The following is a 21493-nucleotide window of genomic DNA, read 5'->3' on the forward strand; positions in this document are numbered from 1 at the left end:
GCGGCCGCCGGGGCCGCGCGGACAACGGTAGCGCGCGCGGCCCGGAGCCGCGCGCCGGGTGACGCGAACGGTCGCCCCACGCGACGGGCGGCCGGTTCCGGGGGATGAACGGCGGCCCATCCACCGCCGTTCATCCACGCCAGAAGCCCCGGTCAGGCGCATTCGTCGCGCGACCGGGGCCGTTTTGGATTTCGATGATCCGCCTCCGCGGCTGCGAGCGGCGCCTTTCGGCGCCGTCAGCCGTGCAGGTCAGCCGGAGACGGGATTTCCGCCGCCGCGGTCAGAACTGCTGTCCGAGTGCGGCCTCCAGCGCCGCCCGCCGCCGCCGGCTCACGATCACCTGCCCGCCATCCTCCATCACCAGGGCGAGCTGGCCGTTGAACCAGGGCTGGATCTCGCGCACGCGGTCCAGGTTCACGACGGCGGACCGGTGCACGCGCACGAACCGGCGCGGGTCCAGCCGGTCCGCGAGCCTGGCCAGCGGCTCGCGCAGCAGGTGCACCTCGCCGCGCGCGTGCACCTCCGCGTACGATCCCGCCGCGCCGATCCAGTCGATGTCGCCCACCCCCACAAAGGTCCAGCGCCCGCCCCGCGGAACCATCACCCGCACTGCCCAGCCGCCGGCGGGGACGGGCGCGTCCGCCCGGTCCGCGTCGGAGGGAACGTCATCCGCCGCGTCTCCCCCCGCGCGGATGGCGGGCGCGGGCGGGGGCGCCGGCCGAGGGGGACTGGCCTGGAGAAGGGCGTCCAGCAGGCGCCCGGACGCGGAGTGCAGGCGGCGGGCGCGCACCGTCTCCTTGGCGCGCCCCACGGCGGCGAAGAAGCGCTCGTCGCTGAACGGCTTCAGCAGGTAGTCCAGCGCCTGCGCTTCAAACGCGCGCAGGGCGTAGCTGTCGTACGCGGTCATGAAGACCACGACGGGGCGCTCCTCCGGCGCGAGCGCGGCCAGGCACGCAAAGCCGTCCATCCGCGGCATCTGTACGTCCAGCAGCACCAGCTCCGGCCGCAGCGCCCGGATGCGGTCCACGGCCTCCGCCCCGTCCGCGCACCCGGCCACGACCTCGATCTCCTCATCGCCGGACAGCAGCCGCACCACACCGCGCCGCGCGATGGCTTCGTCGTCCACCACCAGCGTGCGCACCTTCATGACGCCCCCGTCTCCTCCCCGTATGCCAGCGGAAGCTCCACCGTCACCACCGCGCCGGGATTCCCGTCCGCCACCCGCAACGAGGCGGCGGCGCCATACAGTTCCGCCAGACGCGCGCGGGTGTTGGCCAGCCCCACCCCGCTTCCCGCGTGGGGCGCGGGCGCGGAAAATCCCGGCCCGTCATCCTCCACCCTTACGAGAAGCCGGTCGCCGCGCACCTCCGCGCGGATGGTGATCTCGCCCGCGCCGGTCGCGCCCGCGCCGTGGCGAACCGCGTTCTCCACCAGGGGCTGGAGCAGAAGCCGGGGCACCCGCGCCCGGCGTGCGTCCGGATGGACGTGGAGGGCGGTGCGCAGCCGCCCGTCAAAGCGGATCCGCTCGATTTCCAGGTACCGCTCCACCAGTTCCAGTTCGTCGTCCAGCGTGCCCGTGTGCTCGTTCTCGCCGCGCAGCGTGCTGCGCAGCATCTCGCTCAGGTTCAGCACGACGGCCAGCGCGTCGCGGCTTCCCGTTTCGCGCACAAGCATGGCGACGGTGTTCAGGGAGTTGAACAGAAAGTGCGGCTGAAGCTGGGCGGTGAGCGCCTGCAGACGCGCTCCGGCCAGCTGCGCCTCCAGCCGGGCGGCGCGCAGTTCCCGCTCCCGCAGCGCGCGCTGGTACGCGGCCAGCTGCGCCAGGGCGAGGACGACGCCGTACAGGATGAGCGTGGAAGGAAGGCGGTTGCTGGCGATGGCCAGCAGATACGCGGGCGTGAGGGGACGCGCCATGCCCGGATCGATCCAGCGGCCGCCCAGCGCCAAAGTGAGCGAGGCGATCAGGACGAGGACCAGCGCGACGGCAAGGTGGGCGGGAAGGTGGCGCAGCAGTTGGCCACGGACGAGGGGAAAGCGCACGGCCAGCCAGACGATCACCGGCGTGAGCACCGCCCACGCCAGGTAGGGAACGAGCTGAACCAGCATCATCCGCGACCACGACGGGCCGCGTTCGCCCGTCAGCGCGTAGCCCAGAACGGCCTGGCTCCCCACCAGCAGCCCGTACAGCAGCCACGCCCCGGTGACGGCGGCAAGGGCGCGCGGGCTCAGCCGCGCGGACACACGCTCACCCGCGCAGGGCCCGGGCGACGGCCTCCACCACGCGCGGCACCAGCGTTTCCGCCGGCTCGTGCACCAGCGCGCCCGCCGCCTTCACGTGCCCGCCGCCGCCGAACTCGCGCGCGATGGCGTTGACGTCTGCCGCGCCGTTGCTGCGCAGGCTGATCTTGGTTTCCCCCGGCTTGGTTTCGCGGAACAGCAGGGCGACCTCCGTCCCCTCCACCGAGCGCACGTGCTCGCTCAGCCCGTCGAAGTCCTCGCCCGTGGCGCCCAGCCGCGCCGCCACCTCGTGCGGCACCACCATCCACCCGATGCGCCCGTCCTCGTCGCTGTCCAGCGTGGCCAGCGCTTCGCGCAGAAGCTCCAGCCGGCGGCGCGGGGCCGTGGCGAACAGGCGGCGGTACACGACTTCGGGGTCGATGCCCAGCGTCATCAGCTCCGCCGCCACCGCCAGCACCCGCGGCGTAGTGTTGCCGTAGCGGAACGATCCCGTATCCGACACCAGCGCCACGTACGCCCCCAGCGCCGACGCGCGCGGAACCGGGTCGCCGGCCAGGGTGATGAGGTCGTACACCATCTCCCCCGTGGCCGCGGCGGACGGGTCCTGCACCGCCACCTCGCCCACCACCTCGCGACCGGCGGGGTGATGGTCCACCACCAGCGTGCGGGCCGGGTCCAGCCGCTGCGCCAGCCCGCCGATGCGCCCGGGCTCGCTGGTGTCCAGCACCAGGTGCAGGTCGGCGTCATCCAGCGCGGCGTCGGCCTCGGGGGTGCCCAGGTCAGCCACCAGGTCCTGCCGGTGCAGCACAAAGCGGAGCGAGTCGGGAAAGGGCGTGGGGTTCACCACGCTCACGCGGATGCCCCGCCCCTCCAGCCACGCGGCCACGGCGGCCTGCGAGCCGGTGCCGTCGCCGTCGGCCTGCACGTGGGTGTGCAGCGTCACGTGCCGGGCCGCCAGCAGCGGCTGCAGCAGGCGGCGCAGCGGAAAGGCGCGGGATTCGGGAACGGCCAGCAGGTCGGTCATCTAAGACGCGTCGCGTGCATCGGGCAAAGTACGGGCGGGCGGGCCGCCCCGGCGCGCCACACTAACGCGCGCGGGGGCGCGGGCGCAATGCGGCGGGCGCCGCGTTCACGCGCAAAGGACAGAAAAGCGCGCCTTGCGTGGTTCGAACGCTTGACCGGGCACACGCGGGCCTTACATTGAAGGGATTCCAGCAGCACCGGAGTTCCGGCAGGGTAACGATGCGGGCGCGTTTCGCCCCGCGTTTCCATGCCGCGGCGTCGTTTTCCCCGGCTCATGCGGCCTCCCGGCCGCATCCGACGCGCGCCCCCTCGGCGCGGCGCACCAGCAACCCACCCCCGCGGCGGACCGGCGTCCGCCCACACCGGAGCAGTCATGAGTCTTTTCGCCCGCAAGAACATCGACGACCTGCAGGCGGACGCCTTTTCCGAAGGCGAGCACAGCCTCAAACGCGAACTCGGCGTCGGCAACCTGATCTCGCTGGGGATCGGCGCCATCATCGGCACGGGCATCTTCGTGCTGACGGGCACCGCGGCCGCGCAGCACGCCGGCCCCGCCATCATGCTCGCCTTCGTGCTGGCCGGCATTGCCTGCGTGTTCGCCGGGCTGTGCTATGCGGAGTTCGCGGCCATGATCCCCATTGCCGGCTCGGCGTACACCTACGGGTACGCCACGCTGGGCGAAATCGTGGCGTGGATCATCGGGTGGGACCTGATCCTGGAGTACCTGTTCGGCGCGGCGACGGTGGCCGCGGGCTGGTCGGGGTACGTGAACTCCATCCTGCGCGACATCGGCATCGACCTGGGGCCCGCGTGGACCAACGCGCCGGGGCACCTGGTGCAGACTCCGGGAACCAACTCCTGGGTGCGGCACACGGATGAGCTGGCGCAGTCGCTGGCGGCGCAGGGCATCGACATCAACACCCTGCCGCAGGCCAACGGCATGTTCAACATCGTGGCCGCGCTGGGCATCTTTGCGGTAACGGTGCTGCTGGTGCTGGGCATCAAGGAATCGGCGCGCTTCAACAACGTCGCGGTGGCCATCAAGCTGGCCGTGGTGGGCGCGTTCATCCTGGCGGGCGGCTACTACGTGCTCACCCACTGGAGCCAGTCCATCGACCACTGGACGCCGTTCATTCCCGCCAACACGGGACCGCGGCAGTTCGGCTGGGACGGAATCGTGGCGGCCGGCGGCGTGATCTTCTTCGCCTACATCGGCTTCGACGCGGTGTCGACGACGGCGCAGGAGGCCAAGAACCCGCAGCGCGACATGCCCATCGGCATTCTGGGCTCGCTGCTCATCTGCACCCTGCTGTACATCATCGTGTCGGGCATCATGACGGCCATCGTCGACTACCCGGCGCTGAACGTCGCGGAGCCGATCGCGGTGGCCATCGAGGCCACGGGGTACAGCGCGCTGGCCAAGCTGATCAAGGTGGGCGCCATCGCGGGCCTTACGTCGGTGATGCTGGTGATGCTCATGAGCCAGCCGCGCATCTTCTTCGCCATGTCGCGCGACGGCCTGCTGCCTCCGATCTTCAGCCGCCTGCACCCGCGCTTCCGCACGCCGCACATCAGCAGCGCCATGACGGGCCTTGCGTGCGCCGCGCTGGCCGGGCTGTACGACGTGTCGACGCTGGGCCACCTGGTGTCCATCGGCACGCTGCTGGCGTTCGTGATCGTGTGCGGCGGCGTGTGGTACCTGCGGGTCAAGGAGCCCAACCGTCCGCGTCCGTTCAAGACGCCGCTGGTGCCGCTGGTGCCCATCCTGGGCATGGTCACCTGCATCTTCCTGATGTCCCGCCTGCCGCGCGAGGCGTGGGAGCGGCTGGTGATCTGGCTGGCGATCGGCATGGTGATCTACTTCCTGTACGGCCGCCGCCACAGCGTGGTGCAGCGCCTGCACCGCCAGGCGCACGACGTGGAGCCCCCCCGCCCCACGTACACCAGCGGCGACTCGCGCTGATCCGCGCGGAATCGTGAGGGTGAACGCCCCTTTCCCGGGACCCGGGAGAGGGGCGTTTTTTTAGTGCGTGAGTGCTGGGTGCGTGAGTGCGTGAGTGCGAGGGCCGTCCCGCGCAGGGTGTCGTGGGGGCGGCCTGATCTGTTCTGGTGGATGAGCTTGGCGGGGCGGCGGGGTTCTGCTGGCGGACACGGGCGGGGCGGGAGTTCAGGCCGGAGGTCCGGCGGTGGTGCGGCCGCGGGCGGGGGCCCTCACCCCGCGTGCTGCGCACGACGACCCTCTCCCACGAACAGATGTGGGAGAGGGAGCACACACCAGTTATCGTGTGTTCCGGACAGGTTTGCGCGGGCGGCGGGCTCCCCCCTCCCCCCAGCCCCCTCGCCCCGCAAGCGGGGGAGGGGGAGCCGTTCGGCGCGGCTGAGAGTTCGGCGCGACACGCGCGGCATCAGCAGTTAAAGCCTCGAACGGCGCCTGTGGGCGCCGTGTCGGGGGTTCCCGCTGTTTGAGCGGCGGATTCATTCGCTCCAGACACTCGCCGCCGGGCCCGGCGTCGCGGTAAACACCGCTCTCTCCGCCCCGCCCAACCCTCCCCCAGTCTTTTTTGGGGGAGGGTGGGCCGGTGGTGCCGGCCCGGGTGGGGGCCGCCCGCGAACCCCACTCCACGCACCGCACCCATCCCGCGCATCTGTTCCCTCGTACTCTCGCACTTCATCAGTTCCGCACTAACGCACTCACGCACCCCGCACTCACGCACTTCCCTTCCACGGCATCTTTCTTGACTCACGTTGTTCAACGTACGTATCATGTTTGCCGCAGGAAGTTCTACCCGTACCACGACGAGAGGGCACCCATGCAGTCTGCGCGCGCCGAAGTCATCCTCATGGTCGAAACGCTCACCGCGGAAGAGCTGGATTCCCTTCCCGTGGGCGTGATTCAGCTGGACCGCGACGGAACCGTCCTGCAGTACAACGAAACCGAGTCGGCGCTGGCCCGCACCAGCCGCGCCGACGTGATCGGCCGCGACTTCTTCAACGAAGTCGCCCCCTGCACCGCCGTCCGCGACTTTCAGGGGCGCTTTCAGGACGGCGTGGCACGGCGCGAACTGGATGTGACGTTCGACTACCAGTTCCGCTTTCGCGACGACCGCACCAAGGACGTTTCCGTCAGCATGTCGTACCGCCCCGAAAGCGACACCGTCTGGGTCGTCGTCGAGCGGCCGTGACCGCCTTCTCGTCCCGGCCGCCCGCCGGACGGACTCCCACACCCTCCACCGGATCTCCCATGCGCGAAGTCCTCGACAGGACCGAGTTGCACAGGCTCTTCATGGATGAGCTTCACCGCCATCCCGGAGCCCAGGACAGCCGCTTCACCTTCGAGATCGACTTCAAGCCCGAAGGCCCCGGCGGCTGCAACTGGTATCCGCTGGCTTCCATCGAGCTGTGGCAGGGCGATCTGATGGCCAACCTGGCCGTGTTCCGCGAGGTTCGCGAACGGCTGGCCGGCCGCTACAACATCGTCCCGCCGGAGGTGGAGAACGGCGTGGAGATCGCCGTGGTGGGATCGTCCGGCACCGCCTGACGCGGTCGCCCGCGATCGCGGGCGCGTGAGAGCGTGAGAGACGGTTGCAACATGCCGGTGCGCGGCGCGCGAAGCTGTTTTCGCCCGCCGCGCACCGGCTTCATTATTGCCACGCCCCCGCGCGGGCGCCCATCCGCCCTGCCCTGCCGTTCATCATCCCAATCCACCTCACGCGAGCGCACACCATGGCCGACCGGTACGTCTATTTCTTTGGCGCGGGAGAAACGGAAGGCAGCAGGGACATGAAGGATCTGCTCGGCGGCAAGGGCGCCGGGCTGGCCGAGATGGCGCGCATCGGCGTTCCGGTGCCCCCCGGCTTCACCATCACCACCGAGGTGTGCCGGCTGTACCTGCACGGCGGGCGCTACCCCGACGGGCTGCGCGAGCAGGTGGACGCGGCGCTGGCGCGGCTGGAGCGCGCCACGGACAAGCGGTTTGGCGGGGGCGAGGCGCCGCTCCTCGTCTCCGTCCGCTCCGGCGCCGCCTTCAGCATGCCGGGGATGATGGACACCATCCTCAACCTGGGGCTCAACGACCGCACCGCCGAGGCGCTCGCCGCCGCCAGCGGGGACGCGCGCTTCGCCTTTGACAGCTACCGCCGCTTCGTGCAGATGTACGCCGACGTGGTGATGGGCGTGCACGCGGACCAGTTCGAGCGGCTGCTGGAGGATGCCAAGCACCGCCGCGGCGTCACGCTGGACACGGAGCTGTCGGCCGACGACCTGCGCGCCCTGGTCGCCGAGTTCAAGGCGCTGGTCCGCACGCGCTCCGGCAAGGACTTTCCGGAAGACCCGCAGGACCAGCTGTGGGGCGCCATCGCCGCCGTCTTCGGCTCGTGGGACACGCCGCGCGCCAAGGCGTACCGCCGCATCAACAACATCAGCGACAGCCTGGGCACGGCGGTCAGCGTCTGCTCCATGGTGTTCGGCAACATGGGCGACGACTCGGGGACGGGCGTGGCCTTCACCCGCGACCCGTCCACCGGCGAGCCGCGGCTGTACGGCGAGTTCCTGGTGAACGCGCAGGGCGAGGACGTGGTGGCCGGCATCCGCGACCCGCTGCACATCGACGGGATGGAGCAGGCGCTTCCCGCGTCGTTCCACGAACTCGTCGCGGCCGCGCGGCTGCTGGAAGACCACTACCGCGACGCGCAGGACCTGGAGTTCACGGTGGAGAAGGGGCGGCTGTACCTGCTGCAGACGCGCAACGCCAAGCGCACCGGACGCGCCGCCGTCCGCATGGCGGTGGAGATGGTGGACGAGGGGCGCATCACGCCGGAAGAGGCCGTCCTGCGCGTGGCGCCGGAGCAGCTGGACCAGCTTCTTCACCCCATGATCGATCCGTCCGCCCCCGTGCGGGTGCTGTCGACGGCGCTCCCCGCCTCCCCCGGCGCGGCGTCGGGGCGCGTCGTCTTCAACCCCGATGAGGCGGCGGAGCGCGGCCCGCACGAGCCCGTGATCCTGGTGCGCCGCGAAACGTCGCCCGAGGACTTTCACGGGATGGTCGTAAGCCAGGGCATCCTCACCTGCCGCGGGGGGATGACCTCGCACGCGGCCGTGGTGGCGCGCGGGATGGGCAAGTGCTGCGTGGCCGGCGCGGGCGACATCGTGATGGATGAGGCGCGGCGGACCTTTTCCGCCGCGGGCGAGACGGTGCGCGAGGGCGACTGGATTACGCTGGACGGGAGCACGGGGCGCGTCATCCTGGGCAAGGTGCCCACGGTGGAGCCGGAGCCCACGCCGGACTTTGAGCGGCTGATGGCGTGGGCGGACGGGTTCCGCCGCCTGCGCGTGCGCACCAACGCCGACACCCCGCACGACAGCGTGGTGGCCCGCCGCTTTGGCGCGGAGGGGATCGGGCTGTGCCGCACGGAGCACATGTTCTTTGAGGGCGACCGCATCGACGCGGTGCGCGAGATGATCCTGGCGGACTCCGGCGCGCAGCGCGCCATCGCTCTCGCCAAGCTGCTCCCCATGCAGCGCGCGGACTTCGAGGGAATCTTCCGGGCGATGGACGGGCTTCCCGTCACCATCCGCCTGCTGGACCCGCCGCTGCACGAGTTTCTGCCGCACGGCCCGGCGGAAATCCGCGACCTGGCCCGCAAGCTGGGGCAGGATCCCATCCGCCTGCGCGAGCAGGTGGAGCGGCACCACGAAGCCAACCCCATGCTGGGCCACCGCGGCTGCCGGCTGGGCATCAGCTTTCCCGACATCACGTGGATGCAGGCACAGGCCATCTTCGAGGCCGCCGTGAACGTGCAGGCGGAGGGGATCACCGTCTTTCCGGAGATCATGATCCCTCTCGTAGCCACGGCGGAGGAGCTGGCGCGGCAGCGCAAGGTGGTGGACGACGTGGCGCACGAGGTGTTCTTTCAGTGCGACGCCAAGGTCGACTACCTGGTGGGGACCATGATCGAGCTTCCCCGCGCGGCGCTGACGGCGGACCGCATCGCCGAGCACGCGCAGTTCTTCAGCTTCGGCACCAACGACCTCACGCAGACCACCTTCGGCCTGTCGCGCGACGACGCGGGGCGCTTTCTGCCGGAGTACGTGGGCAGCGGCATTCTGCCGGACGATCCGTTCCAGACGCTGGACATCGATGGCGTGGGACGGCTGGTGGAGACGGCGTCGCGGCTGGGGCGCGGCGTGGTGGCGGACCTCAAGCTGGGGGTCTGCGGCGAGCACGGCGGCGACCCGCGCTCGGTGACGTTCTTTCACCAGGTGGGGCTGGATTACGTGTCCTGCTCGCCCTACCGCGTGCCCGTGGCGCGGCTGGCGGCGGCGCACGCGGCGCTCGCGGACCGCAAGCGCACCACCGGGCCCGCGACGCCGCTGGAGGCCGAAGCGCTCGCCGCGGACTAAGGCGGTCCCGAGGGTGTTCGTTCCGGTTCACGACAGGGAGCCTGCGCGGTTCTGCCGCGGGAAGCTCTCGCTCGCCGCCGGCCTCGCGGGCCCCTTTCCCGGCCCCTCCCCGTGCAAACTGCCGCACGGAGAGGGGAGAACGGCACGACGTCACGCCACGGATCGTGCTGCGCGAATGGAAGGGCCCCCTCACCCCGGCCCTCTCCCCCGCTCCGCGGAGAAAGGGAGACCACAGCGCGGCGGCGACTGCGGCTCAGGTCGCGCGCTTCCAAAGCAGGTGAAGCTTCACAGCAGTCCCGTGAGGCTTTCCGCGGTTGCGGCGGCTCTTCAACTGCTCACGCGGCTGAATCGGTGCTGAAACAAAGAGGCCGATCCCGGAATGGGATCGGCCTCTTTCTCCGCGTGACAGACTCGTCAGCCGGGCATCAGACCCGGCCCGGAGCCCGCCGGATTACATCTCTTCCCAGCACTCCACGCCGTTGGTCGGGCAGGTCACGGTGCAGCCGGCGCAGGTGTTGCCGCAACTCTGGCAGGTGCCGTAGGACGACTGCGGGCAATCAACTTCCGCAATCATGCTCGGGCAGTTGGGCCACACGGCCGAGGGGCAGTCCCAGCGCGTCTCCTGCCCCAGAACCGTGCCCTTGGAGCGGTTCTCGTCCGTCAGGATCTCGAACGTCTGCACGTCGATATGATCGAGTTCCAGCTTCAGCTTCGCCATTACGCGCCTCTTCGTTGGGCCAGGTGGGGTGACCGGGGACTACATTGAACAAACTGTCTTAAACTGACGCGGTGCCGGATGCGCGTCAAGTACAGCATCCCGCTCACCGCGCTCCTGCCGCGCGGTTCGTGCGGCTCGCGGATCGGGGACCCGCGGCCGCGGCCGACTTCTCCGCGCGTGCTCCGCTTGCCTCGGCCATGCTTCGAGTCCAGGTTACCGTCCAGCGTGTCCAATCCGTGAAATCAGGCCGGAACTCCCGCGTGGGCAGCCCGGTGTGGCGAATCCGGGAACTCCTCTTGCACTGTGGATGAAAAACGCCACGAGAGAACACCAGCGGTGAATCGCCGCTGGAACACACCCGGTCAATCGGCCCCACAGGGAGGGGCTGTTGACAATGTGTGTTATAACACCTAATTTCCGTACATGGTAAATCGACTGCAGGATGACCTGAAGCAGACGCGTCCCTTCTCCAGCCTGGAGCAGGAGGCGCACCTCAGCGTTCAGCGGACGGAAGCGGTGCTGGGCCACGCCTTGGCCGAGATGCTCAAGCCGTTCGACATCACTCCCACGCAGTACAACGTCCTCCGCATTCTGCGCGGCGCCGGAGAGGGCGGGCTGTGCCGCAACGACGTGCGCGACCGCATGGTGGCCAAGGTCCCCGACGTCACGCGCCTGCTGGACCGCATGGAGGCCGCGGGGCTGGTGCAGCGCGAGCGGGGCGGCAGCGACCGCCGCTTCGTCACCACCCGCATCACCGAGGCGGGGCTGACGCTGGTAAACTCGCTGGATGAACCGGTCGCCGCCATGCACCGGCGCGCGCTGGGCCATCTGGATGAGGTGGAGTTGCGCACCCTGATCGACCTGCTGGCCCGCGCCCGCGAGGACGCGTGAGGCCGGACCGGGTATCTGTCATCACAACAAGTGTTTGAACACCCACTACACTGGCCGGAGACGATGGGGATGAATACGATTGCGACTTCGCGCGCGGCGCGCGTGGATCTGGGACTGCTGGTGCTGCGCGTGGTGACGGGAATCATCTTTGTGGCGCACGGCGGGCAGAAGTTCTTTGTCTACGGGATGAAGGGCGTTACGGCGGCGTTCGGCGGCATGGGCATTCCCCTCCCCGGCGTCACGGGGCCGATGGTGGCCGCCGTCGAACTGCTGGGCGGGCTGGCGCTCATCTTCGGGCTGCTGACGCGGCTGGCGGGTCTGGGGCTGGCCATCACCATGCTGGGCGCCATCTTGATGGTTCACCTGGCGGGCGGGTTCTTTGCGCCCGAGGGCTTCGAGTTTCCGCTTGCGCTGCTGGGCGCGGCCGCGGCGCTGGCGCTCACCGGTCCGGGCGAGTATTCCGCGGATGCGGCGCTCGCGTCGCGCCGCGGCCGCGGCTTCTGACGAAACCCTGTCGCGCGCCGGCCTGGTCCGGCGCGGGAGGCTGAGACGATGACGGACACCATGAGCGGAACGGCGGGTGCGGAGTACGGAATCGCGCCCCCAGGCTTTCGCATGCCGCCGGACCTGCGGCTGGGCGCGGTGCGGCTGCAGGTGAGCAGCCTGGAGCGGTCGCTGGCGTACTACCAGGGCGTGCTGGGAATGCGCGTCCTGCGGCGGGAACCGGGAAGCGCGCACCTCGGCGTCCACGATTCCGATGCGGAGTTGGTGGAACTGCGGGAACGCGCAGGCGCCGCCCCCGTGCCGCAGCGCGGGCGGCTGGGACTGTATCACTTCGCCATCCTGCTGCCGGACCGCGCGGCGCTGGGACGCTTCATCTCGCACCTGGCGGCAATCGGCGAGCGGGCGGGGGCGAGCGACCACATGGTGAGCGAGGCGCTGTACCTGCAGGATCCCGACGGGCTCGGCATCGAGGTGTACGCGGACCGGCCCCGTTCGCTCTGGCGCGCGCAGAACCGGGAGCTGGTGATGGCGACGGAGCCGCTGAACATGGCGGACCTCCTCCGCGCGGCGGGCGGCGCGCCGTGGACGGGGATGCCGGCCGGCACGGTGATGGGCCACGTGCACCTGCACGTCGGCGACCTGGAGCGGGGCGCGGCGTTCTACCACGCGGCGCTGGGGCTGGACCGCGTGGTGTGGAGCTATCCCAGCGCGCTCTTTCTGTCCGCGGGTGGCTATCACCACCACCTGGGGATCAACACCTGGGCCGGGTCGCGGGCGGTTCCGGCGGGTGAGGGCGACGCACGGCTGGTCGAATGGACCATCGTCCTGGCCCGCAACGAGGATGCGGAGCGGGCGGCGGATAGCCTGCGCGCCGCCGGGTTCTCTCCGGAGCGGGATGGCGACGACTGGATCGCGCGCGACCCGTGGGGCACGACCCTGCGCATCACCATCGGCTGATCGACCGACGGACGGGACGCGATCGGATGATCGAAGCGGCGGCGGGCCACGGTGCCCGCCGCCGCTTCTCATCCGGATCGGCGGATCGGCCGCGTGCTTCGTCCGAGCGACATCCCGCACTCGACCCGCCGATCCGCCGCCGCTCATTGCGCACGACTCCCGCCGTTCATCAACCGAAGACGGAACGCGCGCCATCCATCAATCCGGATCGCGAAATCCGTTGACGTGGACAGGCGGCCGAACGTGCCCGTTGCGTTCCGCGCGGCGGAAAGTCATTGTTGGCGCGCGCCAGACCACTTCCCCGCCCTTTCGCGCCCGCCATGCCGTTCGCCAGCTATCTGTACTCGCCGTATTCCATCGCCATCCTGCTCATCCAGGTGTTCTTTGCCGTGCACGCGGTGCGGACGGGGCGGATGTACTGGCTGTTCATCATCTTTTTCTTTCCGCTGGTCGGCAGCATCGTCTACTTTTTTGTGGAGTACCTGCCGGAGATGCGGTCCGGGCGCACGGGGCTGTCCCGGGTGGGAAAGACGGTGAAGCGCGCGCTGGATCCCGGTGCGGAGATCCGTCAGCTGGAAGATGCGCTGGCGCTGGCGGATACGCATGACAACCGCGTGGCGCTGGGCCGGGCGTACCGGCAGGCGGGGCGGCTGGACGACGCGATCCGCACGTACGAAAGCAGCCTGGCGGGCATTCACGCCGATTCGCCGCGCGCGCTGGCGGAACTGGGCGCCGCGTACCACGAGGCGGGCCGCGTCGCGGACGCACGCTCCGCGTACGACCGCCTGCGCGGCGTACGCGCGCTCACGCCCGGGGAACTGGTGCTGAGCGGCCGCGTGCACGAGGAAGGCGGCGACCTGGCCGCGGCGCTGCGCGACTACACGGCCGCCGCGCCCGGCGGAGGAAGCGCGGAGGCCCGCTGCCGCCAGGCGATGGTGCTTCGGCAGATGGGCCGCGCGGACGAGGCGAAGCGCGTGTTCGAGGAGGTGCTTCGGCACGCGCGGATCTCGTCCGCGCAGTACCGGCGCGAGCAGAAGGAGTGGATTGACATGGCGCAGCGCGAGGTGGGGGCGTAAACATCGGCTTGCCCTCCCTCGCCTGGATGGCGGCAGGAGGGAACGGCAACGGCGGTTCGGCGCGGGCAACAGGTTCGGCGCGTGCGGCGGGCGCCCCCCTCCCCCCAGCCCCCTCGCCCCGCAAGCGGGGGAGGGGGAGCCGTTCGGCGCGGGGCGGACGTAGGTGTGCGTCTGCGGTGATCGCCCGGCGGTTGAAACCGCGCCTCGAACCACACGAAGTCCGCCTCCGCGGACTGCGGCCTCGGCCTCCTCGCCGTGCCTGATGCAGTTGAAGCCCCGAACGGCGCCTGTGGGTGCCGTGTCGGGGCTTTCCGCTGTTGGAGCGGCGGATTCATCCGCTCTCGCGGGGGAGGGTGGGCGAGTCGTACGAGCCCGGGTGGGGGCCGCCGTGCATGCCGGCCTCTTACACCGCGCCCGGGCCGCACGCCATCCAGCGATATCCCCGTCGCACAACACGACATCCACCCCATGCACATCCTTGCGTGGAATCAGGGGCGTGGGTAGATTCGTGACGTGGTTGAAACTGATTCTCACCTTCACCTGTCCAGCGCCGGATGCTGAAGCGGCTTTTCCGGAAAAAGGCGGCTGCCCCCGCGGACGCGCGCTGCGTGGAATGCCCGCTGGCCGCGTGTGCCAGCGGATGCCGCGCGGCCATTCTGCGGATGGACTGCGACCAGGACGAAGCCACCCGCCTGCGCGGCATGGGCCTGTTCGAGGGCAGCTGCATTCAGGTGGTGGACTCGCGCAACGGAATGCTGCTGGAGGTGAAGGGCGCGCGTCTGGCGCTTGGCCAGGCGCTCGCGTCGGCCATCCGGGTGCTGCCGCTGGCCGGCTGACCCGGTGCGCACGCTGTCGGAACTGTCCGCGGGCGACCGCGGCCGCGTGACCCGCGTGGGCGGCGACGCCGATGCCGCCCGCAGGCTGATGGAAATGGGGCTCATGCGCGGTACCACCGTCGAGGTGATCCGCCGGGCACCGCTTGGCGATCCGCTGGAAGTACGCGTCCGCGGGTTCATGCTGACGCTCCGCCGCACCGAGGCGGAGCACATCGAAGTGGAGTAGCGATGGAAGAGGCCGCGGCCGGAATCATCTCCGCGCCCGCCGCACCCTCGCCCGCGGAAGCACCGCGCGGCGGGGGTGTGCTGCATGTGGCGCTGATCGGCAATCCCAATACCGGTAAAAGCACGCTGTTCAACGCCCTGACGGGCATGCGCCAGCGTGTAGGCAACTATTCGGGCGTCACCGTGGAGCGCGTCGAGGGCCGCTACCGCGACGCGGACGGCCCCGTCGTCCTGCTGGACCTTCCCGGCACGTACAGCCTGTCCGCCAGCTCGCCGGACGAGGAGATCGCGCTCGCCGTCCTCACCGGCCACGCGGACGGCATCGGCCTTCCCGACGTGGTCATCGTCGTGGTGGACGCGGCCAACCTGGAGCGCAACCTGTTCCTGGCTTCGCAGGTGCTGGAGCTGGGGCTGCCGACGGTGATCGCCCTCAACCAGGTGGACGCCGCCGAGGCCGCGGGCATCCGCATCGATGCGGTGGAGCTCACGCTGGAGCTGGGCGCCCCCGTCGTACCCATCGTCGCCACGCGCGGGCAGGGGCTGGACGTGCTGCGCTCCGCGGTGCGCAAGGCCATTGCGCTCCCCCGCCCCGCGCGCCAGTTCGAACTCCCGCCGGAAGCCGCCGCCGCGCTGGCGCCGCTGGAAGCCCGGCTGACCGCCGCCGGCTTCAGCGAATCCGCCAGCGGCCTGGAATCCCTTCGCCTGCTGGCCGTGCAGCAGCCCGGGCGGCACGTGTCGCACGTGGCGGGGCTGGAAGCGGCCGTCGCCAAGGCGCGGGCGCGGATCGAGGAAGCCGGCCTGCATCCCACCAGCCTGGAAGCGGAATCGCGCTACGGGTGGATCGCCGGCGTGGTGGACAACGCCGTGCACCGCAGCCGCGACGGCGCGCGCACCATCACGGACCGCATCGACGCCGTGATGCTGCACCGCGTGGCCGGCCCGCTGATCTTTCTGCTGGTGATGGCGATGGTATTTCAGTCCATCTTCACCTGGGCCGAACCGATGATCGGCTGGGTGGAGGGACTGTTCGGCGCGCTGGGCGGCGCCGTGGCGGCCGCGCTGCCGCCGGGAGACCTCAACAGCCTGATCGTGGACGGGGTGATCGCGGGCGTGGGCTCCGTGCTCGTCTTTCTTCCGCAGATCACCATCCTCTTCCTGTTCCTCGGCATTCTGGAGGACACGGGGTACATGGCGCGGGCCGCGTTCATCATGGACCGCTTCATGAGGAGCGTGGGGCTGCACGGCCGCAGCTTCATCCCTCTCCTTTCCGGCTACGCGTGCGCGGTGCCGGGGATCATGGCCACGCGGACCATCGAAAGCCGCAAGGACCGGCTGGCCACCATCATGGTGCTGCCGCTGATGAGCTGTTCGGCGCGCATTCCCATCTACGCGCTGCTGATCGGCACCTTCATCCCCTCGGTGGCGGTCGCAGGCGTCTTCAACCTGCAGGGGCTGACGCTGCTGGGGATGTATCTGCTGGGGACGGTGACGGCGCTGCTGGTGGCCAGCATCTTCAAGCGCACGCTGCTCAAGGGGCAGACGCGCCCCATGATCATGGAGTTGCCACCGTACCGCCTGCCGCGCCCGCGCAGCCTGGCGCTTTCCGTCGGCCATCGCGCCAGCATGTTCCTGCGCAAGGCGGGAACGGTGATCCTGGCGCTTTCCATCGTCCTCTGGGCGCTGGCCACGTACCCCAAGACCGACGCGGCGCCGGGGATGTCGGACGAGCAGGCGCAGGAAGCCGCGCTGGCGCACAGCGCGCTGGGACGGATGGGGCACGTCGTGGAGCCGCTGGTGGCCCCGCTGGGCTACGACTGGAAGATCGGCGTGGGCATCCTGAGCAGCTTCGCCGCGCGCGAAGTGTTCGTCTCCACCATGGGCACCATCTACGGCGTGGGCGGCGACGCGGACGAGGGCTCCACCACGCTGCGCGAGAAGCTGCGGGCGGAAACGCACGCGGGCGGCGCCGTGGTGTACACTCCGCTGGTGGCCGTGGGGCTGATGGTGTTCTACGTCTTTGCGATGATGTGCATGAGCACCACCGCCGTCGTCGTCCGCGAGACGGGCGGCGGATGGGCCGGCGCGCGGTGGGCCGCCTTTCAGTTCGCGTGGATGCTGGCGCTGGCGTACGGGTCGGCGCTGCTGGTGTATCAGGGCGGGCGGCTGATGGGGTGGGGGTAAGAACTGCAGGGAATAGGGAATAGGGAATAGGGAATGGGGAATAGGAACGGAGGAGCGAAATGCAGACGCTGATCGTGATGATGATTGTGCTGGCCGCGGCGCTCTACGTGGGTGCGCGGGTGCGGCGCACGCTCTTTCCCGCGCGCGGGCCCTCCGGCGGCCCCGGCTGCGGAAGCGACTGCGGCTGCGGCAAGTGACCGGCCGCGCGTGAGATGATTCCGCATGGCGGATAAACGAAGCCTTCTTCCCCCCCGGGAGAAGGCTTCGGTCGTTTCACCGGCACGCGCGGAGGGTCCATGCGCGACGGGCGAGGCCACGGCGGCCCCCACCCGGGCCGGCACCACCGGCCCACCCTCCCCCAAAAAAGACTGGGGGAGGGTTGGGGAGGCGGATAGTTCGGCCGTTAAGGCGGACATCGTCGAGTGAGCGGGTTGTGTTTCGCGAATGAATCTGCCGCTCGAACAGCGGGAAGCCCCGACACGCCGCTCACAGGCGCCGTTCGGGGCTTCAACCGCTTCACACCGCGCGCGATCGGTGCCGTGATGCGCCGCCTCGCTGAGGTCTCCCCCTCTCCCGCCTGCGGGAGAGGGGGCCGGGGGGAGAGGGGTACCTGCGGCCGCGCCAATTCATCCGGAGCACACGATCCAGCAGTTCTCCCCTCTCCGTGCGGCAGTTTGCACGGGGAGGGGCCGGGGGAGGGGCCTCACAGCCCGGCGACAAGCGAGCCTCTGCCGCAGCTGACCTCAGCCGGAGCTCCGGAGACGTGAACAAGCGGCCGCGAAAAGAAGAGCCCTCCCCCGGCGTCCGGGAGAGGGCTCTTGTCGTCCGATGAGGAATTTGCGCGCCGACTCAGCAATCCTATACCTATTCCCTATTCCCTATTCCCTACCGCGCCGTCACCAACTCGCCGTTCCGCACCACGCCCACCGCCACGTCCTTGCCCAGCACATCCCCGTTCTTGTCGAACTTGATCGTGCCGGAGACGCCCGCCCGCGGATGGGCCTGGTCGATCCCGGCGATGTAGTTGCGGATGGCGGCGCGGTCGGTGCCGCTGGCCCGGATGGCGTCACGCAGCATCATCACGATGTCGTACGTCATGGCCCCGCGGTGGTCCGGAAGCTTGCGGTACCGCGCCTGGTAGTTGCGCACGAAGTTCTGCGCCGCCGGGTCAGGCCGGTCCGGCAGGAACGCGGAGCTCACGAACACGCCCTCGGCCACCGCCCCGCCCGACTTGATCCCCGTCAGCCCGTCCGAGCCCAGAATGGGGCCCGTGTAGCCCAGCCGCCGCGCCGCCTGCACGATGCGCAGCCCCTGCTCCGCCTGCCCGCCGATCACCAGCGCGTCCGCGCCCCGCTGCATGGCGCGCGTCAGGTAGGGATCCAGCTCCGTTCCGTTCTTGAGCGTCCCCGGAAGGAACGGGTCCGCCGACACCACGCGGCCGCCGCTCCCGGCAAAGGCGCGCGCAAAGCTTTCGTGCACGCCCTGGCCGTACTCGTCGTTCACGTACAGCACGGCGGCGCTCCGGCGTCCCAGCCGCCGCGCCGCCCACGTGGCCAGCACGGGAGAGAACTCCAGGTCCGTGGGCGTGATGCGGAAGGTCCACTCGCCGGCGTTGGTCAGGTCCGGGCTGCTGCTGGCCGGCGAGATCTGCACCACCGGGTCGCCCTCCTCCTCGCCGGCGGGCGCGTTGTACACCGTGGCGGCCTTGAGGCTGGCCGCCGAGTTCAGGTGCCCCACCACCGCCACCACCCGCGCGTCGCGCCGCAGCGAATCGGCCACCTGCAGCGCCTTCTGCGGATTGGCGCTGTCATCCAGCATCACCAGCCGCACCAGCCGCCCGTCGATGCCGTTGTCGCCGTTGATCTCCTCCACCGCCATCTGCGCCGCCAGCCGCATGGACTCGCCGTTGGCCGCGCTCACAGGTCCGGCGATGCCGATGTATACGTATTCCTTTTCGCCGCCGCCGCACGCGGCCAGCAGAACGGCCGCCAGCACGCCGGCCGCGCGCGTGATCTTGATGGAGCTCATGGGGATCATCCGTGGGGCTGAAGTCCGCCCGGAGCCGGAGGTGCGGCCCGCGGCGGCGTGCTCCGGTTCCGAGAAACCGCCCCCGCGCGTCCGTCAAACCCTGTAAACCAAGGCCTGACCTGCGCGTACGGTGGCCGCTCTGGTACGAAGCGACAGAAAAAGTGACTGGAGTGAACAAAGGGCATTGACGAGCGCCACCGAGGCGCCTATCTTCCGCCCGTCTACTCTGTCCACTTAGTTGTGGGGTTCCACGGAGTACACTACCGCGTGCGTGGAATGGTCGCAAGTGTCGCGGCCAAGCCCCGTGCACGCACTCATCCTCGCGATCCGGAGCCCGGCCGCGCAGCAGGCGGCCGGCTCCCCGCGATAGGGCTGGGCGCCAGGAACCGGCGCCGCATCCCCCCGGAGCACCGGACATGCCTGCTCTACCCGCACGAAACACACCGTCCCGAGCGCGTGGTCGGCGCCGTAACGCGACGCGGCGCTGGTGCATTCCGCCCGCCATTCTGCGCGAGCCGGATGAAACGCTGGAGGCGTCGCAGATCCTGGAGGAGTTCCGGGGCGACCTGGGACTGCTGCTGTGGAACTCGCTGCGCGACGTGACCCTGTGGGCCGCCACGCCCGAGGAGCGCCGCGACGGACTGTTCGTCACCCAGGCGGCGCACAAGCGACTGGGCTCGCTCGCCACCTCGTCGGTGGATCCTTCCATCGAGGTGAGCCTCACCACCCTGGCGGCCGTGGTCGGCAGCCCCGGTTCGGCCGCGCCCGACATCGTGAGCCTGGTGTGCCTGGAGGTGTCGCGCTGGGCGCAGGAGCGGGGCGCGTTCGGCACCGCGCTGGCGTTTGCGCAGGCCGGGGCGCTCGCCTCGCCCGAGGACGCCGGGCCCGCGGGGATCGTGGGCGGGCTGGCGCTGCGGTGGGGGCGCCTGGCCCGTGCCGAAACCTGGCTGCGGCGCGCCATCGGGCTGGCGCGCCGGGGCAAGGACTGGCCCAGCTACGCGCAGGCGTACGTGGACCTGGGCACGCTGTACGCGCGGCGCGACGTTCCGGGCACGGCGCGGCGCTACTTCACCCAGGCCATGCGCGCGGGCCGACGGCACGGGCTTCTGGCCATCCGGGGCAGCGCACTGCACGGCCTTTTCCTGCTGTCGATGGATGCGCGGCAGCTGGACGACGCCGAGCGGTACGCCAAGGCGGCCATGCGCGCCTACGGCCGGGGGCACCCGCGCCTTCCCGACCTGCTCCACGACATCGCGTACCTGTGGATCAGCCGCGAAAGCTTCGGCCGGGCGATCCCCATCCTGCAGAAGCTGCTGGTGGGGCGCACGGAGCCCGCGGAGCGGATGATCACCCTGGCGCTGATGGCCCGCGCCGCGGCGGGCACCGGCGAGCACCGCCTGTACGAGGAGGCGTGGAGCGGTGCGTGGTCGCTGGTGCAGCGCCCCGAGGGCGGCGGCGACACCACGCGCACGCTGCTGGAGCTGGCGCGGGCGGCCGCGCGCGTCCGCGACTGGATGCGCGTGGAGCAGGCGACGCGCGCGCAGTCCGGTGCCTCCATGTCCCGCGCCGGCAACCGCCGCGCGGAGGAGGACCTGGCCGAGCTGGCCGCGCTGGCCCGGCAGCCGTACTCCGCGTGACGGCGGTGGCCCCGCCGCGGCTGGTGCAGCGGGCCATGATCTGCGCCGAAACGGGAGACGCCGCGGGACCGCGGCTGTGCGATGCACTGGATGATCTGCAGAAGTGGGCGGAAGCGCTCCCTCCGCTCCGCCCCTTTCTGTTCCTCCCGTGTGCCGGCCCGGTCCGGCGGCGCGCGCTCCTCGCCATGCCGGTAGAGGAACCGCTGCGGGCGCCGCTCTCCGTCCTTGCCGCGCTGGCGGACGATACGGGGACGGGGGATGGCGCGCGGCTGTACCACGCCTGCCTGCGGATCGCCACGTGGGCAGGCACGCGAGACGCCCGGTGGACGGCGGCCGCGTTCCGCCGCGCGGCGGGGCTGGTAGCGGAAACGATGTGACGAGGCCCGGAGACACTCCGCGTTTACGGGATCGGATGGGAAGATCAGCGGCTCCGGTTCCGCTGCGCGTTCCTCGGTAGATCGCCAAGCTCCGGGCGCCGTGCTCTCCCGGCCGGGGCGAAACCGTGGAGGCGGGGGGGGGACGAGGCAGCATGGATCCCGTGCAGGAGATGCCCATCTCCGCCAGGAGATCTGCCGCCGGTTGCCGCGGCCGGGCCATCCGCCATGCAGGCGTGCGGTTCGCAGGGCGGTACGGTGGGGGACGCGTCGGCCAGCACGAACGATCGGGGATCGGCAACCCTCCGGCCGGATCGGGATAGGGGGGCCGGAGTTACCCCCGGCACCCCTCCCCCACCACCGTACGTACGGGTCCGTATACGGCGGTTCAGAAGGTTGATGGACT

General features: G+C 70.6%; 19 protein-coding genes. 14 read left to right on the forward strand and 5 right to left on the reverse strand.

Annotated features, from left to right (window positions below; translation table 11 throughout):
• Positions 1 to 280 precede the first annotated feature (280 nt).
• Genes HNQ61_RS26935 through HNQ61_RS26945 form a run of 3 tightly spaced genes read right to left on the reverse strand, consistent with a single transcriptional unit; the run spans position 281 to position 3262 of the window.
• Positions 281 to 1147, reverse strand: a complete 867-nt coding sequence (locus tag HNQ61_RS26935) for a LytR/AlgR family response regulator transcription factor (protein WP_170039007.1) — start codon at positions 1145 to 1147, stop codon at positions 281 to 283.
• Positions 1144 to 2241, reverse strand: a complete 1098-nt coding sequence (locus HNQ61_RS26940; RefSeq protein WP_170039009.1) for a histidine kinase — start codon at positions 2239 to 2241, stop codon at positions 1144 to 1146. The genes HNQ61_RS26935 and HNQ61_RS26940 overlap by 4 nt, the downstream gene beginning before the upstream one ends.
• Positions 2242 to 2245: 4 nt before the next feature.
• Entirely contained in the window at positions 2246 to 3262 is a 1017-nt protein-coding gene (locus HNQ61_RS26945; protein WP_170039010.1) for a DHH family phosphoesterase, read from the reverse strand.
• Positions 3263 to 3634: 372 nt separating this feature from the next.
• On the opposite strand from HNQ61_RS26945, the gene HNQ61_RS26950 reads away from it, so the two are divergent.
• The 4 genes from HNQ61_RS26950 to ppdK all read left to right on the forward strand — a co-directional run bounded on the left by HNQ61_RS26950 (position 3635) and on the right by ppdK (position 9660).
• On the forward strand, positions 3635 to 5224 hold the full coding sequence (locus HNQ61_RS26950) for an amino acid permease (RefSeq protein ID WP_170039012.1): 1590 nt from the start codon (positions 3635 to 3637) through the stop codon (positions 5222 to 5224).
• Between the two features lie 847 nt (positions 5225 to 6071).
• Positions 6072 to 6443, forward strand: coding sequence for a PAS domain-containing protein (locus HNQ61_RS26955; protein WP_170039014.1), 372 nt, complete (start codon positions 6072 to 6074; stop codon positions 6441 to 6443).
• A 59-nt stretch (positions 6444 to 6502) separates the two neighbouring features.
• Positions 6503 to 6799, forward strand: coding sequence for a hypothetical protein (locus HNQ61_RS26960; protein ID WP_170039016.1), 297 nt, complete (start codon positions 6503 to 6505; stop codon positions 6797 to 6799).
• A gap of 185 nt (positions 6800 to 6984) precedes the next feature.
• Positions 6985 to 9660 (forward strand): pyruvate, phosphate dikinase, encoded by a 2676-nt coding sequence (ppdK, locus tag HNQ61_RS26965; RefSeq protein ID WP_170039018.1) that lies wholly within the window; start codon positions 6985 to 6987, stop codon positions 9658 to 9660.
• Positions 9661 to 10111: 451 nt separating this feature from the next.
• Here ppdK and HNQ61_RS26970 read toward each other — a convergent pair whose 3' ends face one another.
• The gene (locus HNQ61_RS26970; protein ID WP_170039020.1) at positions 10112 to 10378 is read right to left on the reverse strand and encodes a hypothetical protein; all 267 of its coding nucleotides are present in this window, start codon (positions 10376 to 10378) and stop codon (positions 10112 to 10114) included.
• Positions 10379 to 10801: 423 nt separating this feature from the next.
• Here HNQ61_RS26970 and HNQ61_RS26975 point away from each other — a divergent pair, with 423 nt between their 5' ends.
• The 8 genes from HNQ61_RS26975 to HNQ61_RS27010 all read left to right on the forward strand — a co-directional run bounded on the left by HNQ61_RS26975 (position 10802) and on the right by HNQ61_RS27010 (position 17245).
• Positions 10802 to 11269, forward strand: coding sequence for a MarR family winged helix-turn-helix transcriptional regulator (locus HNQ61_RS26975; RefSeq protein ID WP_170039022.1), 468 nt, complete (start codon positions 10802 to 10804; stop codon positions 11267 to 11269).
• 69 nt (positions 11270 to 11338) lie between these two features.
• Complete coding sequence (locus HNQ61_RS26980; RefSeq protein WP_170039024.1) at positions 11339 to 11773, forward strand: DoxX family protein; 435 nt, start codon at positions 11339 to 11341, stop codon at positions 11771 to 11773.
• A 48-nt stretch (positions 11774 to 11821) separates the two neighbouring features.
• Complete coding sequence (locus tag HNQ61_RS26985; RefSeq protein ID WP_170039026.1) at positions 11822 to 12730, forward strand: VOC family protein; 909 nt, start codon at positions 11822 to 11824, stop codon at positions 12728 to 12730.
• Between the two features lie 320 nt (positions 12731 to 13050).
• Positions 13051 to 13806 (forward strand): tetratricopeptide repeat protein, encoded by a 756-nt coding sequence (locus HNQ61_RS26990; protein ID WP_170039028.1) that lies wholly within the window; start codon positions 13051 to 13053, stop codon positions 13804 to 13806.
• 554 nt (positions 13807 to 14360) lie between these two features.
• Positions 14361 to 14642 (forward strand): FeoA family protein, encoded by a 282-nt coding sequence (locus HNQ61_RS26995; protein WP_170039030.1) that lies wholly within the window; start codon positions 14361 to 14363, stop codon positions 14640 to 14642.
• Between the two features lie 4 nt (positions 14643 to 14646).
• On the forward strand, positions 14647 to 14868 hold the full coding sequence (locus HNQ61_RS27000) for a FeoA domain-containing protein (protein ID WP_170039032.1): 222 nt from the start codon (positions 14647 to 14649) through the stop codon (positions 14866 to 14868).
• A 2-nt stretch (positions 14869 to 14870) separates the two neighbouring features.
• On the forward strand, positions 14871 to 17048 hold the full coding sequence (gene feoB, locus HNQ61_RS27005) for a ferrous iron transport protein B (RefSeq protein WP_170039044.1): 2178 nt from the start codon (positions 14871 to 14873) through the stop codon (positions 17046 to 17048).
• 59 nt (positions 17049 to 17107) lie between these two features.
• Positions 17108 to 17245: a FeoB-associated Cys-rich membrane protein gene (locus HNQ61_RS27010; protein ID WP_170039046.1), complete on the forward strand. Its 138-nt coding sequence runs from the start codon at positions 17108 to 17110 to the stop codon at positions 17243 to 17245.
• Between the two features lie 688 nt (positions 17246 to 17933).
• On the opposite strand, the gene HNQ61_RS27015 is transcribed toward HNQ61_RS27010, so the two are convergent.
• Complete coding sequence (locus HNQ61_RS27015) at positions 17934 to 19076, reverse strand: ABC transporter substrate-binding protein (RefSeq protein ID WP_170039048.1); 1143 nt, start codon at positions 19074 to 19076, stop codon at positions 17934 to 17936.
• A 416-nt stretch (positions 19077 to 19492) separates the two neighbouring features.
• On the opposite strand from HNQ61_RS27015, the gene HNQ61_RS27020 reads away from it, so the two are divergent.
• Positions 19493 to 20713 (forward strand): tetratricopeptide repeat protein, encoded by a 1221-nt coding sequence (locus tag HNQ61_RS27020; RefSeq protein ID WP_170039050.1) that lies wholly within the window; start codon positions 19493 to 19495, stop codon positions 20711 to 20713.
• On the forward strand, positions 20710 to 21090 hold the full coding sequence (locus tag HNQ61_RS27025; RefSeq protein WP_170039052.1) for a hypothetical protein: 381 nt from the start codon (positions 20710 to 20712) through the stop codon (positions 21088 to 21090). The genes HNQ61_RS27020 and HNQ61_RS27025 overlap by 4 nt, the downstream gene beginning before the upstream one ends.
• Positions 21091 to 21493 lie beyond the last annotated feature (403 nt).

The sequence above is a fragment of the Longimicrobium terrae genome (assembly GCF_014202995.1).
Classification (GTDB): Bacteria; Gemmatimonadota; Gemmatimonadetes; order Longimicrobiales; family Longimicrobiaceae; genus Longimicrobium; species Longimicrobium terrae.

Excerpts from the sequence above, each read along its gene's own strand:
- HNQ61_RS26935 (WP_170039007.1), bottom strand. The coding sequence starts at position 1,147 with ATGAAGGTGCGCACGCTGGTGGTGGACGACGAAGCCATCGCGCGGCGC.
- HNQ61_RS26945 (WP_170039010.1), bottom strand. The coding sequence starts at position 3,262 with ATGACCGACCTGCTGGCCGTTCCCGAATCCCGCGCCTTTCCGCTGCGC.
- HNQ61_RS26950 (WP_170039012.1), top strand. The coding sequence starts at position 3,635 with ATGAGTCTTTTCGCCCGCAAGAACATCGACGACCTGCAGGCGGACGCC.
- HNQ61_RS26955 (WP_170039014.1), top strand. The coding sequence starts at position 6,072 with ATGCAGTCTGCGCGCGCCGAAGTCATCCTCATGGTCGAAACGCTCACC.
- HNQ61_RS26960 (WP_170039016.1), top strand. The coding sequence starts at position 6,503 with ATGCGCGAAGTCCTCGACAGGACCGAGTTGCACAGGCTCTTCATGGAT.
- ppdK (WP_170039018.1), top strand. The coding sequence starts at position 6,985 with ATGGCCGACCGGTACGTCTATTTCTTTGGCGCGGGAGAAACGGAAGGC.
- HNQ61_RS26970 (WP_170039020.1), bottom strand. The coding sequence starts at position 10,378 with ATGGCGAAGCTGAAGCTGGAACTCGATCATATCGACGTGCAGACGTTC.
- HNQ61_RS26975 (WP_170039022.1), top strand. The coding sequence starts at position 10,802 with ATGGTAAATCGACTGCAGGATGACCTGAAGCAGACGCGTCCCTTCTCC.
- HNQ61_RS26980 (WP_170039024.1), top strand. The coding sequence starts at position 11,339 with ATGAATACGATTGCGACTTCGCGCGCGGCGCGCGTGGATCTGGGACTG.
- HNQ61_RS26985 (WP_170039026.1), top strand. The coding sequence starts at position 11,822 with ATGACGGACACCATGAGCGGAACGGCGGGTGCGGAGTACGGAATCGCG.
- HNQ61_RS26990 (WP_170039028.1), top strand. The coding sequence starts at position 13,051 with ATGCCGTTCGCCAGCTATCTGTACTCGCCGTATTCCATCGCCATCCTG.
- HNQ61_RS26995 (WP_170039030.1), top strand. The coding sequence starts at position 14,361 with ATGCTGAAGCGGCTTTTCCGGAAAAAGGCGGCTGCCCCCGCGGACGCG.
- feoB (WP_170039044.1), top strand. The coding sequence starts at position 14,871 with ATGGAAGAGGCCGCGGCCGGAATCATCTCCGCGCCCGCCGCACCCTCG.
- HNQ61_RS27010 (WP_170039046.1), top strand. The coding sequence starts at position 17,108 with ATGCAGACGCTGATCGTGATGATGATTGTGCTGGCCGCGGCGCTCTAC.
- HNQ61_RS27015 (WP_170039048.1), bottom strand. The coding sequence starts at position 19,076 with ATGAGCTCCATCAAGATCACGCGCGCGGCCGGCGTGCTGGCGGCCGTT.
- HNQ61_RS27020 (WP_170039050.1), top strand. The coding sequence starts at position 19,493 with ATGCCTGCTCTACCCGCACGAAACACACCGTCCCGAGCGCGTGGTCGG.